The 14,034-nt window shown below is 65.0% G+C and carries 12 protein-coding genes; 5 read left to right on the top strand and 7 right to left on the bottom strand.

The features are described 5' to 3' along the window. Window positions 1-76 precede the first annotated feature (76 nt). Window positions 77-937: a cyclopropane mycolic acid synthase family methyltransferase gene (locus tag GFY24_RS35930; protein WP_153809578.1), complete on the bottom strand. Its 861-nt coding sequence runs from the start codon at window positions 935-937 to the stop codon at window positions 77-79. Window positions 938-1,136: 199 nt separating this feature from the next. Between GFY24_RS35930 and GFY24_RS35925 the strand changes: the two genes are divergently transcribed. Next, window positions 1,137-2,036, top strand: coding sequence for an expansin EXLX1 family cellulose-binding protein (locus tag GFY24_RS35925; protein WP_153809577.1), 900 nt, complete (start codon window positions 1,137-1,139; stop codon window positions 2,034-2,036). Window positions 2,037-2,120: 84 nt separating this feature from the next. Continuing rightward, window positions 2,121-3,050: an alpha/beta fold hydrolase gene (locus tag GFY24_RS35920; RefSeq protein WP_153809576.1), complete on the top strand. Its 930-nt coding sequence runs from the start codon at window positions 2,121-2,123 to the stop codon at window positions 3,048-3,050. An 11-nt stretch (window positions 3,051-3,061) separates the two neighbouring features. Here the strand turns inward: GFY24_RS35920 and GFY24_RS35915 are convergent, their stop codons facing one another. Beyond that, window positions 3,062-4,465 (bottom strand): wax ester/triacylglycerol synthase family O-acyltransferase, encoded by a 1,404-nt coding sequence (locus GFY24_RS35915; RefSeq protein WP_153809575.1) that lies wholly within the window; start codon window positions 4,463-4,465, stop codon window positions 3,062-3,064. A 269-nt stretch (window positions 4,466-4,734) separates the two neighbouring features. Between GFY24_RS35915 and GFY24_RS35910 the strand changes: the two genes are divergently transcribed. Next, window positions 4,735-5,382, top strand: a complete 648-nt coding sequence (locus GFY24_RS35910; RefSeq protein WP_153809574.1) for a cutinase family protein — start codon at window positions 4,735-4,737, stop codon at window positions 5,380-5,382. A gap of 70 nt (window positions 5,383-5,452) precedes the next feature. Here GFY24_RS35910 and GFY24_RS35905 read toward each other — a convergent pair whose 3' ends face one another. The 5 genes from GFY24_RS35905 to GFY24_RS35885 form a co-directional block, all read right to left on the bottom strand. After that, window positions 5,453-7,483 (bottom strand): SDR family oxidoreductase, encoded by a 2,031-nt coding sequence (locus GFY24_RS35905; RefSeq protein WP_153809573.1) that lies wholly within the window; start codon window positions 7,481-7,483, stop codon window positions 5,453-5,455. Window positions 7,484-7,772: 289 nt separating this feature from the next. Next, entirely contained in the window at window positions 7,773-8,633 is an 861-nt protein-coding gene (locus tag GFY24_RS35900; RefSeq protein WP_153809572.1) for an amidohydrolase, read from the bottom strand. A 13-nt stretch (window positions 8,634-8,646) separates the two neighbouring features. Further along, the gene (locus tag GFY24_RS35895) at window positions 8,647-9,402 is read right to left on the bottom strand and encodes an SDR family NAD(P)-dependent oxidoreductase (protein WP_153809571.1); all 756 of its coding nucleotides are present in this window, start codon (window positions 9,400-9,402) and stop codon (window positions 8,647-8,649) included. 91 nt (window positions 9,403-9,493) lie between these two features. Further along, complete coding sequence (locus tag GFY24_RS35890; protein WP_153809570.1) at window positions 9,494-10,828, bottom strand: glutamate-1-semialdehyde 2,1-aminomutase; 1,335 nt, start codon at window positions 10,826-10,828, stop codon at window positions 9,494-9,496. Then, complete coding sequence (locus tag GFY24_RS35885; RefSeq protein ID WP_153809569.1) at window positions 10,821-11,432, bottom strand: glycosyltransferase; 612 nt, start codon at window positions 11,430-11,432, stop codon at window positions 10,821-10,823. Before GFY24_RS35885 ends, GFY24_RS35890 begins: the two co-directional genes overlap by 8 nt. A 150-nt stretch (window positions 11,433-11,582) precedes the next feature. Between GFY24_RS35885 and GFY24_RS35880 the strand changes: the two genes are divergently transcribed. Continuing rightward, window positions 11,583-13,022, top strand: coding sequence for a serine/threonine-protein kinase (locus tag GFY24_RS35880; RefSeq protein ID WP_309231744.1), 1,440 nt, complete (start codon window positions 11,583-11,585; stop codon window positions 13,020-13,022). A 75-nt stretch (window positions 13,023-13,097) separates the two neighbouring features. Continuing rightward, the coding region (locus tag GFY24_RS35875) for a DUF222 domain-containing protein (RefSeq protein ID WP_153809568.1) at window positions 13,098-14,034 on the top strand (937 nt) is incomplete at its 3' end.

Here is a 14,034-nt window from a genome sequence, read left to right as displayed (position 1 = left end):
TCGCCGCGTCCGCGCGGTCAGCGACCCGATGGTGGTGCGATGGGTGAAAACCCTTGCCGCTTCCGCATCGAGCGAGCTATTTCACCAGCGTGAATTGCATGACGTCGAGATGTCCTGCATGGAAGTAATGCGCGCATCCGGTGAGGTATTTGAGGTAGCGCTCGTAGACCTCCTCCGAGGTGAGCCGCACCGCCGCCTCTCGATGTGATTGCAGCGCCTCGGCCCACAGGTCGAGGGTGCGTGCGTAGTGCGGTTGCAGTGAATGAATCCGCTGGGTATGGAATCCGGCGGCCTCGGCCAGTCCGGTCACCACCGGTGGCTGCGGCAGCTGCCCGCCCGGGAAGATCTCCCGTTTGATGAAGATATGGAACAGCGCGTCCTGCCGGGTGACCGGAATTTCCATGGCCCGCAATTCCGCGAGGGTGCGCCCGATAATGCTGTGCAGCAGCATCCGTCCGTCGGTGGGCATCATGGCGTGGCACCGGGCGAAAAACTCCGCATAGCGTTCCTTACGGAAGTGTTCGAACGCCCCGATGCTGACAATGCGATCGGCGCGCCCGGCGTACTCCTCCCAGCCCTGAAGCCGCACTTGCGCATTGGTGAGCCCGTGCTTTTCGATGCGGGCGCGCGCGTACTCGTACTGATTGCGGCTCAGCGTGAGCCCGATGACCCGCACGTCGTACTGCTGTGCGGCGCGAATCATGGTCGCGCCCCAACCGCATCCGATATCGAGCAGCGTCATCCCGGGCTGCAGTTTCAGCTTGCCCAGCGCGAGGTCGATCTTGGCGAGCTGGGCCTGCTCGAGTGTCATCGCGGGATCGGCGAAGTAGGCACAGCTGTAGGTCATGGACGGGTCGAGGAACAGGGCGTAGAAGTCGTCGGAGAGGTCGTAGTGGGCCTGCACCTGCTGGTAGAAGGGCGCGAGATCGGCGGGCATGAGGGGTGCTCCTGACGTCGGTGTATCAGGACATACGACAGCGGAGCACCGCCCGTTCGGGATCCATGACACACCGGCGACACACCGCGTTTTTGACTTCGTGTTTCTGATTCTAGCCCTGTACAACCGGCCAGGCTGCTTTCCTGAAGAGGGTTCAGCATCGTCGCAGCAAACACAACTCGGAGGTTGGGGAACAGCCATGCACCGCACAGGACACGAAGAGGTGCGGTCCGGCAGACCGTGGCTGTGGACCGCCCTCGCGGCAGCGGTGGTGGTCGGGACGGCGACCTGGGCGATGCGCCCGGAACCGGTGGCCTGCCGCACCGCCGCGCCGATCACCACGGTGGTCACCCTGCCCGCCACGGCCACCCGGAATTCGGTTACCACGCAGCAGCTTCCAGCCACGGAGCCGCCCGCCCCCGAGGCCGCCGAGGCACGCTACTACGCCTTCGGCCCGGGTACGGCCTGCTCACTGCCGGACCTGCCCCTGGACGGCTACTACGTCGGCGTCTCGACCGGCGAGTACGACGACTCCACCCCCTGCGGCTCTTATATCGATATCGACGGCCCGCTCGGCAGTGTCCGCGCCCAGATCGTGGACCGCTGCCCCGGCTGCGCGCCGCACCAATACGACCTCAGCAGAGCGGCTTTCGAGGCGATCGCGCACACCATCGACGGTGTCGCCCCGATCCGTATCAGCCACGTGCGCGACCCCAACCCGGCCCCCGAGCTCTTCTACCGGGTCCAGCCGGGCGCATCGCCCTCCTGGCTCGGCCTGCTCTTCTCCGGTGGTGGAAATCCCTTGCGCGGGGTGGCTTTACGCCCGGACGCCGGCGGCGACTTCAAACCACTGCGCCGCGGCTACGACAATTACTGGTCCGTCTCCGGTGCGGGGCCGGGCCCCTTCACCGCCTGCATTGTCGATATCTACGACCATGTGGTCGAGGTCCCCGGCATCGAGATCGACCCAGGTCAATTGCGCTACACCGGGATTCGCCTCTACGACAGCACCGACCCGGTCCCGGTCGTCACCACCCCGCCGCCGCCCCCGGTGGTGGTGACCACCGTAATCGCCACGCCATCGCAGTGCGCCACATAGAACGCGCGGTGCGGGATTATGGCATCATCAAGTGAAACGTGTTTCATTTTCGCCTGTTGAAGCAGCTCACCGGGAGGCCCTTCGATGTCGAACCCCAGCCTGGATTACCCCAGTGAAACCGCCACCGGTGAGAAGCGCCGCGGGCGCCGGGTGTCACCGCGCATCGCCAGGCTGACAGCTGTGCCGGAGGGCTCGATGGTGGAACTGCCGGGGCGCGGCAGCACCTACGTGGTGGATCTGGCCGGCCCCACACCGGATTCACCGACGGTGCTGTTGCTGCACGGCATGGCGACCACCGCCATGCTGAACTGGTTTCCATCGCTGCGTGAACTCAATGAGCGGTATCGCGTGGTGCTCTTCGATCAGCGCTGGCACGGTCACGGAATCCGTTCCGAGCGTTTCGATCTCGATGATCTCGCCGATGACGCCCTCGCGCTCGCCGAAGTGCTCGGCGTGGACCGCCCGATTCTGGCGGGCTACTCCTTGGGCGGTGTGGTGGCACAGCTTGCGGCACATCGGAATCCGGACAAGGTCGGCGGAATTGTCCTGACCGCCACCACCTATCGCTTCCAAGAGACCCGCCGCGAGCGCGCCTTCCACAAGGCCTGGGGCCTGATGATCGGTTCGATGGCCGAATACGCCACGCGCCGTACGCAATTGCATGATGAGAAGCTGCAGATGCTGCCGCAGTCGTCCTGGCCGGTGGGTCGGATGGACCGCTGGGCCATGTCGGAGATGCGCAGCACCAGTGGCTGGGCGCTGGCGCAGGCGCTGGTGGTACTGGGGCAATTCGATTCGTCGGAGTGGCTCTCGACGCTGAAGGTGCCGGCGGCGGTGCTGATCACCACCCGGGATCGGGCGCTGCCCGTCTATCGGCAATTGGAGATGGCGAAGGCTATTCCGGGAGCTGAGATCTTCCTCGCCAAGGCCGGTCATGCGGCCTGTGCACTCGAGGCGGACGTCTTTGTCCCGGTGCTCCTCGAGGCTGTGCAGTCAGTAGCCGAACGGCTGTAAGCCCTAGCGGCTCAATTCTTTTCGCGGGCTGCCTTGAGCAGCTCGGTGATCACCTCGGGGACAGCGTCGGCGATCTTCTCGACGTCGGGCACCAGTTCCGCGGCGGCGATGAAGCCGAAGTCCAGGTGGCCGTTATTGGATATGACGGTGGCGGTGAGTCCGGCGCCGTGGAAGACCGGCCCGAATGGATACATCGAGGACACGCGCACACCCAGGAAGTACATGGGGAAGTTCGGCCCGGGCACATTCGAGATCACCAGATTGTGGACCACCGGATGATGCTCGGCCAGTTTCAGTGACGAGTAGGCGCGCGCGGCGAGCTGAAAGGTGTTGGGCGGGGCGTACTTCGCCCAATCCATCAGGAAATCCGCGCCGATGAGATTGTGCTCCTCCTTGGCCCCTCGATTGTCCGCGGCAATGGCCGCCATCCGCTCCACCGGATCGGCGAGATCGGTGTAGAGCCGCGCGAAGATGGTGGAGACCTTATTGGTGCCCTCCTCATGCCGCGAGGTGGCGTGTACCGAGACCGGAACCGAGGCGATGAGCGAGGTTTCGGGTAGTTCGTCGTGCAGCTCCAGATAACTGCGCAGCGCGCCGCCGACCACGGCGAGCACCACATCGTTGACCTTGACGCCGAACGCGGTCTTTATCTCCTTGATATCGGCCAGATCCGATTGTATGAAGGAGACCGCGCGATGCGGGGTGATCGCTCGATTGAACGGTGTGCGCGGTGCGGTGAATGGCAGGGCCATACCGCGGGTTCCCTCGCCGTTACGCCGCCGCTGCACCAGACCGCCCAGTACGCCGACGGTTTGGCGGACCATACCGACCATTCCGAGTTTGCCCGGGAACTTCGCCAGCGCCTCGGCGGCAAGCAGAAGATCGTTGGGTTTCGTTTCGGCGGCGGGTGTTTCGGTCGGCGGGGTATAGGAAACGCCCGGCTCGATATCGCAGAGGTGCATCATCATATTGGTGCCGGTAATGCCGTCCACGATGGCGTGGTGGTACTTGGAGACGACCGCGACCTTACCGCCGGGCAGCCCCTCCACCACCCACATCTCCCACAGCGGCCGACTGCGATCCAAGGCCCGACCTGCGATATCGCCTGCGATCTCGGCCAATTCGCGCGTGCCCCCGGGGGCGGGCAGTCTGGCCCGGCGGACGTGGTAGTCGAGATCGAAGTGGGAGTCGTTGACCCACACCGGATGATCGAGATTGAACGGCACCGCGTGCAGCCGGCGCGTCATGACCGGGAGGAGATGCAGCCGTCTGCCGAGCTCGGCTTTGAATGCGTCGTAATCGAATTCGACGCCGTCGGCGGCCGGATCAAGTATCAACATTGCGCAGACGTGCAGGAGTTGAGTGTCGGTTTCGAGATAAAGGAAGCTCGCATCGAGCCCGGTAAGTCGTTCCATACCAACACCCTATGAGAACTAGTTCCATTTTGCGCGGCGTTCGCGACGCTTCGAGCGGCTCTTCCGGTGCCGGTCCGTTGCCTCAAAGTGGCTTGTAGATAACAAGTTTCGCGGTGATACGGTTGCGCACCGATTGGGTATCTCTCCAGTGCAACTCGTTGCCGCCCCTTACGCCTCTCCCTACCTTGGGTCACATAGCCCGGTGGAATGTCACTTGTCACTGACAAGAGTCACGGGGCTACTCACAATGGCGTGAGAGGGTGAGCGCAATGGCCGACCGGAAGGTTCTGCTGTCTGAAAAGTGGCGTATAGCTTGGGGTTTCGCCGCCATGCTGATGGTGGTGAGTATTTTCTTCCCACTACCGAAGGCACACGCGGACTGGTGTTCGGATGTGGATGTGGTGGTGGCGCGGGGGACGGGTGAGCCCGGATGGCTGGGCGATGTGGTCGGCAATCAGCTGTACGGCATGCTGCAGGACCGGTTACCCGTCTCCATCACCGCCTACCCCGTCGCCTATCCGGCCGACTACAGCTTCGATGTCGGCGCGGGCACCGCAGATCTGGTGGGGCACTTGGCAGCTCAGGCCGCTGCCTGCCCGGCGCAGCGATTCATCGTGGTGGGTTATTCGCAGGGCGCGGCGGTCGTACACGCGGCACTGGGCACCGGCGCGGTGACCTGGTATCCGGGCCGGGTGCAGCTGCCGGGCGATCTCGGTTCCCGAATCGCGGCGGTTCTGCTCTTCGGTGATCCCATGCGGGCCATCGGCTGGAATGTGCCGGATTGGTACGTCGGCCGCACCGGAGATTGGTGCACCGGAGGCGATCCCGTCTGCGGAGCCGGGATGAACGCACCCTCCCATGTGTCCTACAGCGACAGCCTCGTCGCCGCGGCCAACTTCGCGGCGGTGCGCATCTGAGTCCCGAGGGATAAGGGTTCGGCCCGGTGAGCATTGCTCACCGGGCCGAATCACTGTGTGCCGTAGTCGATTACCAGTTCAACCCGGGAATCGTATTGGCGATCCGTGCCGCCGGACCGGGCAGACCCATGAGCGGCTGGACAATCGGCGCGAGCGCCAGCAGCGGACTCCAGGATTCCGGCTTGTCGGCATTGTTTTCGGTGCCCGCCGCACGATCGGGCTCGGCGGCCTTGGACTCTCCGAACATCCGGAACCCCTGCGACAGAATCGCCCGCTTCACCGACGGCATCACCGTATCCACCAGCTGCGCGAAAGTGCCGATGGGCGTATCGATTCGGCTGGGCCGATGCTCGAGCGCTCGCACCACGATATCGGCGGCCTGCTCCGGCGAGTGCACCGGAATGGACTTGTACAGATCCGTCGGCGCGATCATCGCGGTACGCACCAGCGGCATCCGCACCGAGGTGAAAGTGATTCCGGCGTCGGCGTTCTCGACCGCGGCGATCTCACTGAAGTTGTCCAGGGCCGACTTGCTCGCTACATACGCGGCGAAGCGCGGCAGCTTGGTCTGCACCGCGATGGAGGAGATATTCACGAAGTGCCCGAACCGGCGCTCGCGCATGGATGGCAGCAGCGCGAGGATCAACCGCACCGCGCCGAAGTAGTTGACCGCCATGGTCCGTTCGAAGTCGTGCATGCGATCGGTGGAGTTGAGCACCGAACGGCGGATGGACCGCCCGGCATTGTTCACCACGAAGTCGACATGCCCGTGATCGGCGAGCATCTGCTTGACCAGCAGCTCCACCGACTTCTCATCGGTGATATCGCAGGTATACGCCTGTGCCGCACCGCTTTCGGCGCGCACCTGCGCGGCCGCGGTCTCGATATCCTCGGGCGTGCGCGCCACCATCAGCACGGTGGCCCCACGCTTGGCGACGGCGTGCGCGGTGGCCAGCCCGATCCCGGCGGAGGATCCGGTGACGAGCACGATCCGGCCCGCCAGCTTCTCCCGCCCGCGCCGCGCGCGATCCGGATCGAGATTGTTCTCCCAGTAGCGCCACAGCTTGCCGGCATAGGTATCGAACTTCGGCACCTCGATGCCGGTGCCGCGCAACTGCGCCCGGGTGAAGTCCGAGGAGAACGCGGATTCGAACGCGGTATGCGGTGCGACCTCGGCCGGAATCCCCAAGCGCTCCAGCACGAAATCACGCACCGCCGGAACGCCCGGCAGCCCGCCCAGAGCCGCCAGTGCGGTATGACTACCCGGCACCGGCCCGATCCCGGTCGGCGCGCCGGCGGCCTTCGCCAGCGCGGCGTAGATCTGTCCGAACGGCTGCGGCTCGGGATTGGTGAGATGGAAGGTGCGGCCGATCAAACCCGGCTTGGTGATCAACTCGACCATGGCGGCGGCCACATAATCCACCGGCACGATATTGGTGGCGCCCAGATCCGGCAGTGGCACCCGCAGTTCCGCGGGCAGCGCCGCGAGTCCGGCGATGGCGGCGAAGAAGTAGTACGGCCCGTCGATCTTATCCATTTCGCCGGTGCGCGAATCGCCGACCACAATGGCCGGGCGATACACCCGCCAGCGCAGGTCGTGACTCTCCCGAACCAGTTTCTCGGCCTCGAATTTGGTGCGGTGATAGGGCGAATCGAGACGCTGACCCAGATTGAAATCGTCCTCGAAGAACTTGCCCTTGTGATCACCGGCGACCGCGACCGAGGAGACATGATGCAGTACCGCGCCGAGCGTCGTGGCGAGCGCGACGACCGCACGGGTGCCGTGCACATTGGCCGCGTAGGTGCTGTCCTCGTCGGCGGTCATGTCGTAGACCGCGCCGAGGTGGATCACATGATCGGCGCGCGGGGCATCGAATTCGCCGTCCACGTCCAGGAGTCCGAGTCCGGGCGCGGTCAGGTCGCCGACCAGCGGGAACACCCGATCCGCGGCACCCCAGCCCTGTGCCATCTCACGCAGTTTGGCCACCGAAGCCTCGCGCACCAGTGCGTGGATCACGGCCTGCGGGTCGCGCTCGAGTAGTCCGGCGACCACGCGTCGGCCGAGGAATCCGGTGCCGCCCGTCACGATGTAGGAAACCATCGCCCCTCCTTTTACGAACTTGTTGGTGCTCAACGTTGTTCGTCCGACATGCGTCGGTGGATGTGGACGAGAGAATGCGACCCCTTAGCAGAATGTCGGGCCGAGGTAGGAACACCATCGTGCCTAACTGGTGAGTAACTTTACGGGCCGCCCATAAACCCTTCAACCAAATCGGCGGTTTCGGGCATGTGGGACTGGTCACCCGGCCGCAAATTCGAGTTTTTAACTGTGACAACGGGTTTGATGTAACCGCCGGATGCAGTTGAGAACTCCATTTACGACTTATCGACTAGCCCAGTCGGTAGGCGTCGAAGGCGTTTGTGCGATAGAAGAATTCGGTCTCCTGATCGGTGGCATCGGTACCGACCAGGTGATCGACGGTGGCCAGTAGATCGCGGTAGCTGCCCGCCATGGTGTCGATGGGCATATTCGAGCCGAACATGAGCCGCCGCCAGCCCCACAGTTGGACGCTTGACTCGAGCCAGTACTCCAGGGTGTCCCACGACAGGTCCGGGCAGATCATTCCCAGTCCGGAGAGTTTGCACAGCCACGGGGTTTCCTTGGCGGCCAGGGAGAGCGCGTTATGCCAGGCGGTGCGCTCTTCGGGCGCTGTCCCCTGGGGTAGTCCCAGATGTTCGAGCACCACGCGCAGGTTCGGATATCCGGCGAGGAAGTCGATCCAGTCGAGCATGTCGTACGGATGCGCCACCAGATCGAAGACGGCGTCGCGGTCCTGCAGCCAGGCGGCGATGGTCTCGGCGGCGGGGGTATTGGGGGACAGGCCCTGGTAGACCCGCAGTCCACGGAAACGCGGGCTCGCGGCCTGGTGTTCGAGGTGTGCCAGCAGATCCGCTTTGGGCAGCGTCACATCCACGGTTCCGACAATGGCCACCGGCCGTCCCGCCGTCGCCGCGATCCCGTCGATCCAGCGACCCTCGGCCAGATAGGTGTGCGGTGCGGTGGTGGCCGAGACATGTACCAGCCCCGCCACTTCGGTGCCGGCCGCCAGGTCGTAGTCCGCGAGCAGGAAGTCGTCGGCCACTTCGGGTCTGCCGCCGGCCGCGCCGAACTCGCGCAGCCGGGGGTACCAGTCGTGCGCGCTGGTGTGCCACAGGTGCAGGTGCGCGTCGACTATGGGGATGGTGGGCATGGTGGCGTCTCCTTCACTGCATGGTGATGCCGCCGCTGACGCTGATCAGCTGGCCGGTGAGATAACTGGCTTCCGGGCTCGCCAGCCAGGTGATGAGGGCGGCGACCTCGTCCGGCCGGCCCAGGCGTTTCATGGGGATGGCCTTGCGCAGGGCTTCGAGATTGCCGCTGTGGTGTTCCATGGTGCGCGCCACCATGCGGCCCTCGATGGGGCCCGGGCAGACCACATTCACGGTGACCTCGTGCCGGGCGACCTCGCGGGCCAGGGATTTGGCGAACCCGAAGAGCCCGGATTTCGAGGCGGCATAGGCGGATTCACCCGCCGCGCCCGCCCGTGCGCCATCGGAGGAGACGAAGACGATGCGTGCGCCCTCGGCTTCCTGCAGCGCCGGAAGCAGGTGCTGGGTCAACTGCATCGGCCCGCGCAGATTCACCTGGTGCATGAGGTCCCAGTGCGCGACGGTGCTGTCCAGGAACGGCTCCACAATGGCCGCGCCCGCGCACTGCACCAGCGCCGAGATACTCCCGCGCACCGCGTGCGCCGCCGCCTCGATACTCGCCGGATCGGTCAGATCCAGGTGCAGCGCAACCGCTTTCGGCCCCAGCTCGGCCGCGAGCTCGGCGGCGGCCGCGAGATCGACATCCGCGATCACCACCTCGCGGCCCGTCGCCGCGAGCCGCCGCACCACCGCGCTGCCGATATCGCCCGCACCGCCCGTTACGAGAGCGCCCGTCGCGCTGTCGCTTTCACCCACTGCCTCACCCGTCATCCATGAATCCCTCGCAATCCATGAATAGTCGTTCAGCGCGAGATTTGCGATACAACTTCGGCAATTCGAGCGAAATCCTGCCGCCGAGAACCTACCGACGCGTTGGTATGTCAGGAAGTCGGCGCGGAGCGGCATTGCGCCGCAGCGCCGGAGCCACCGGGCGGCCGGTCAGGAAACCCTCGACGGAGCCGTGCTCCAGTGCTTTTCGATAGATCAGCGCGGCTTCCCGGCAGGCCGCGATGGTGTGATCGATATCGGCATCGGTGTGCGCCGCCGAGGTCACGAAGGACTGACCGAGCACACCGCGCTCCAGCAGCTCCTGCAGGAAGAGCGTGCGATAGGGCTGCGAGGGCTTGCCCTCCGGATCCTTGGTGAGGAACACCAGACACGAGGCCCGCCCCCGCACCTGAAGATGATCCGCGATACCCATCTCCGCGGCGACGGCATTCACGCCCTCGGCGAGGCGGCGGCCCGCATGCTCCATCCGCTCGATGGGATCGGTACTGCGATACGCCTCGACGACCGCGCGAAAAGCCGCCAGCGAGGCAGTTTCCGGGCCGTGCGTGGTGGAGAGCAGGAAGACCCGATCGGCATCGGTGCGCAACCCGCCCAGCTCCATGTACTCGCGCTTACCGGCGAGCGCGGAGAGCGGGAACCCATTACCCATGGCCTTGCCCCAGCAGGACAGATCCGGCCGGACGCCGTAAAGCTGTTGTGCGCCACCGAGAGACCAGCGAAAACCGGTGATCATCTCGTCGAAGACGAGCAGCGCGCCATGCCGATCACACAGGGCGCGAACACCTTCCAGGAATCCGAGCGCCGGTTCGGCCAGGCTGGTGGCCTGCTCCATGACCACGCACGCGACCTCCTCGGATTCGAGGACCTCCGCGAGCGAGCCGAGATCGTTGTAGCGGAAGGTGATGGTGGGCGATTCCGGTATGCCCGCGTTCATTTCGGTGCCGCCGATGAACCAGTCGTCCACGGAGAAGAACGGCTGATCACAGACCACGACGGTCTCGCGCCCGGTGGCCGCCCGCGCCAAGCGCACCGCCGCCGTGGTGGTGTCCGAGCCGTTCTTGGCGAACTTCACCATGTCGGCATTGGGCACCAGGCTCAGGAAATCCTGTGCCGCAAGCAATTCCAGTTCGGTGGGCCGGGAGAAGTTGACACCGTGCGCGATGGTGCGAGCCACGGCGTCCACCACCGGTGGATACCCGTGCCCCAGGGTCACCGACCGCAAACCCATCCCGTACTCGACGTACTCGTTCCCATCGCAGTCCCACACCCGAGCTCCGTACCCGCGCACCAGAATCGGCGCTTTGAACTCCGGATACTGGTCCGCTCCGCGCGCGTAGGTGTGTGCCCCGCCCGGCACCAACTCGTGTAGGCGGTCCTGGATCTCGTTGCTGCGGGTGAATTCAGGCATATGTTCCTCCTGCTGCGCGCCAACGGGTTTCGCTCAGTGTGGGCGTGGACAGGGTGACCGTGCGGGCGGATTCGTTGATCTCGAAGTCGGCGGCGCGAATGCGGGCCGCGTCGGCGAACTTGCTGCGCAGCTCCTGATCCGTGATGAGAGTGTCCAGGGCGCGCGTCAATTGGGCGCGATCACCCGGCTCGACCAGCAGGCCGTTGACGCCCGGTTCGATAATCTGCTCGATACCGCGTGGGCGGGTCGCGATCACCGCGCACCCGGCCCGCATCCCCTCCCAGACCACCCGGCGGAACGGCTCCGGGCGCAATGAGCACTGCACGAGGGTATCGGCATGGCGCAGATAGGGTTCCAGATCCTCGACCCGCCCGGTAAAGGTGACCGGCAGATCCAATGCCGTGGTGTGCAATTGCAGCTCGCCGAGATACTCCTCGTCGCCAGGATGTAGTCCGCCGATCAGGAAGACCTCGCGAGGCAGAACCGCCACCCCCGCGAGCGCGCGCAGGAACAGGTCCTGGCCTTTCTCCGGCGCGAGCCGCCCCACGACGGCGATAACGCTCTGCGCGGCAGGTCGCTGCTCACTGCTGAAAGACTCATCCATGGCGTCTCACCCCCGGGTTGTCCCCTGAATTACCGCGGTCGAGGCCCCGACGCCCGTGCAGCGCAAGTCTAAAGGCTGTTGGCGCGGAGCGCGTCCCGCGCGTGCGTTACGGTGGTCGGCAGTATGTAGCCGGTCGGAGGTAGTGAGGTCGTGGCGAGGACACTCGCGCAGGGGCAGACATTCGCGGGCTATCTGATCGAGCGGCTGCTCGGGGTCGGCGGAATGGGTGAGGTGTACCTCGCCCGGGACCGCGACCTGCCGCGCCAGGTGGCATTGAAGCTGCTGAGCCCCGCGGTCGCCGATGATGCGGAGGTCCGGGCAAGGTTCCTGCGCGAGGCGGATACGGCTGCGCGCCTGGCCCATCCGAATATCGTCGCGGTTTACGCGCGCGGCCGCACCGAAGACCGGCTGTGGATGGCCATGCAGTACATCGAAGGTACCGATGTGGCGGCGGTACTGCGCGACGGGCCGCTGCGACCGGATCACGCGGTACGGATTCTGGGCGAGACCGCACGGGCGCTGGACCACGCGCATCGCGCCGGAGTGCTGCACCGAGATGTGAAGCCCGCCAATATTCTGCTGGCATGGGGGCCGGAACAGCGGGTTTTCCTGGCGGACTTCGGGATTGCGAAGGCGCTGGACCAGACGAGCGCGCTGACACGCACGGGGGAGATGTACGCGAGTTTCCAGTACGCGTCACCGGAGCAGTTCGAGCTGCGCACGGATATGGACCAGCGCTCGGATGTGTATGCGCTCGGCTGCACGCTGTACCACATGCTCACCGGCGAGCTGCCGTATCCGGGCGGGAGCACCGCGCAGCTGGTGAACGGGCATCTCAATGGCCGGATTCCGCAGCCGAGTGAGCAGAATCCGAGTGTGCCGGTGGCGTTCGACGAGGTCATCGCGCGGGCCATGGCCAAGGATCGGGACCAGCGATACGCCAGCTGTGGGGAATTCGCGGCAGCGGCGGTGCGAGCGAGCCTGGAGCCCACAAAACGCTGGGACGCACCCTCGACTCCAGTCCCCGCGCCCGTCTCCGTCCCTGTGCCTCGTAGGCGGGGACGGAAACGCCTCATCCTCGCCGCGGTGGTGGCGGCGATCATCGTGGCTGGCGTCGGAGCCGGATTCGGCAGCGGCGCATTGAAATTCACCATCGGAGCCGGGTCGGTCCCGAACGCCGCCACCCCCGGCGGCGTCGCACCTTCGGACGCTTCACGCGATGCCGCGATCAAAGCGGCATGCGACTACGGGATCCTGATGACCACCTACGACTACAACGACGGCGACGGGTGGCAGACGAACGTCGTGAACGGCGCGACCGGAACCTGGAAAACCCAAGCGCAACAGCTGCTTCCAGCGATCCGGCTACTGCTGGAAACGGGCGCCGAACACACACGAGGAACAGACGCCAAGTGCGCAGTCACCTCCGGCAACACAACCCACTACGAGATGGCAGTCGACGTAACCCAGGTAAATTCGACCAAGGGCAAAGCCGACACCACGGAGCATCAGAACATTACGATGTCGATGGATTACGTGGATGGAAAATGGCTGTGCAGCAAATGGGTCAGCCCGTTATTTCCTGCATGAATCCTTATTTGAAAAGGCGTGTATCACAATAGAATTCGCCTTTCGTGGTCTATTCTATCACGGTAGAATAAAGGTATGAATCTCAGGGGAGAGACCGCAATCGTGGACGGCGCGCACGCGCTGCTCACGGCGGTGCGCACCCTGGCTTCCGAATCCCTGTATCCGCTCACCGATGGTGAATTCGTGGAGATGATGGGTGAGGTCGAGTGTGCGATGCGGCAACTGGAAACGGTGAAGCATCGGTTGATCGCTGATACCGAGCGGCGGTCGCTGGCTAAGAATGCGGGATTCTCGAAGACGTCGATCTATTTGGAGCGGACTCTGCGGTTGAGTCACGCTGATGCGTTGGCGCGGGTGCGGGCGGCGGAGACGTTGTCGCCGCAGGTGACGTTGCAGGGTGTGGATGTGGGTCCGGCGTTGCCGTATGTCGCGTTGGCGCAGGAGGAGGGTGCGATCTCGGTCGATCATGCGCGGCGGATCGCGTGGATTATCAAGCGGCTGCCCGAGATCGCGACCGATGCGGAGAAGGAGAACGCCGAGCGGATCCTGACCGACTATGCCCGCGAGGGCAGTCCGGATGTGTTGCCGGGGTTGGGTGAGGAGATCATGGCCCGTATCGATCCCGACGGGACTCTGACCACGGACAAGGACCGCCAGCGCTTCCGGGGCATCACTCTGGGTAAGCAGCGGGTGGATGGGATGTCCCCGTTGTCCGGGGAGATTACTCCCGAATTGCGGGTGATGTTGGCGCCGTTGCTGGCCAAGTTCGCGCGCCCCGGTATGTGCAATCCGCAGGATCGGGAAAGCCCGTGCACCGCGGCGGCTGCCGAAGACCTCGAGGTGTTGAAGGCCGCCGCCCGCCGTGATACTCGTACCGCCGCGCAACGCAATCATGATGCGTTGCTGTGTTTCCTGCGTTTCGACCTCGACGACGGCCAGTTGGGTAAGCATCGTGGTCTGCCGGTGGCGGCGGTCATCACGATGAGCTTGGCCGAGGTCGAGCGTGCTGCGG

Origin of the sequence: Nocardia sp. SYP-A9097 (assembly GCF_009649815.1) — a bacterium.
Classification (GTDB): domain Bacteria; phylum Actinomycetota; class Actinomycetes; order Mycobacteriales; family Mycobacteriaceae; genus Nocardia.
The sequence above is the reverse complement of the archived record's forward strand: the minus strand, read 5'-3'. Positions and strand labels throughout refer to the sequence as shown.

Bases quoted from the DNA above. Each gene is read 5' to 3' on its own strand.
- GFY24_RS35900 (WP_153809572.1), bottom strand. From the start codon at position 8,633: ATGCCCACCATCCCCATAGTCGACGCGCACCTGCACCTGTGGCACACC.
- GFY24_RS35930 (WP_153809578.1), bottom strand. From the start codon at position 937: ATGCCCGCCGATCTCGCGCCCTTCTACCAGCAGGTGCAGGCCCACTAC.
- GFY24_RS35890 (WP_153809570.1), bottom strand. From the start codon at position 10,828: ATGCCTGAATTCACCCGCAGCAACGAGATCCAGGACCGCCTACACGAG.
- GFY24_RS35920 (WP_153809576.1), top strand. From the start codon at position 2,121: ATGTCGAACCCCAGCCTGGATTACCCCAGTGAAACCGCCACCGGTGAG.
- GFY24_RS35915 (WP_153809575.1), bottom strand. From the start codon at position 4,465: ATGGAACGACTTACCGGGCTCGATGCGAGCTTCCTTTATCTCGAAACC.
- GFY24_RS35895 (WP_153809571.1), bottom strand. From the start codon at position 9,402: ATGACGGGTGAGGCAGTGGGTGAAAGCGACAGCGCGACGGGCGCTCTC.
- GFY24_RS35905 (WP_153809573.1), bottom strand. From the start codon at position 7,483: ATGGTTTCCTACATCGTGACGGGCGGCACCGGATTCCTCGGCCGACGC.
- GFY24_RS35925 (WP_153809577.1), top strand. From the start codon at position 1,137: ATGCACCGCACAGGACACGAAGAGGTGCGGTCCGGCAGACCGTGGCTG.
- GFY24_RS35885 (WP_153809569.1), bottom strand. From the start codon at position 11,432: ATGGATGAGTCTTTCAGCAGTGAGCAGCGACCTGCCGCGCAGAGCGTT.
- GFY24_RS35910 (WP_153809574.1), top strand. From the start codon at position 4,735: ATGGCCGACCGGAAGGTTCTGCTGTCTGAAAAGTGGCGTATAGCTTGG.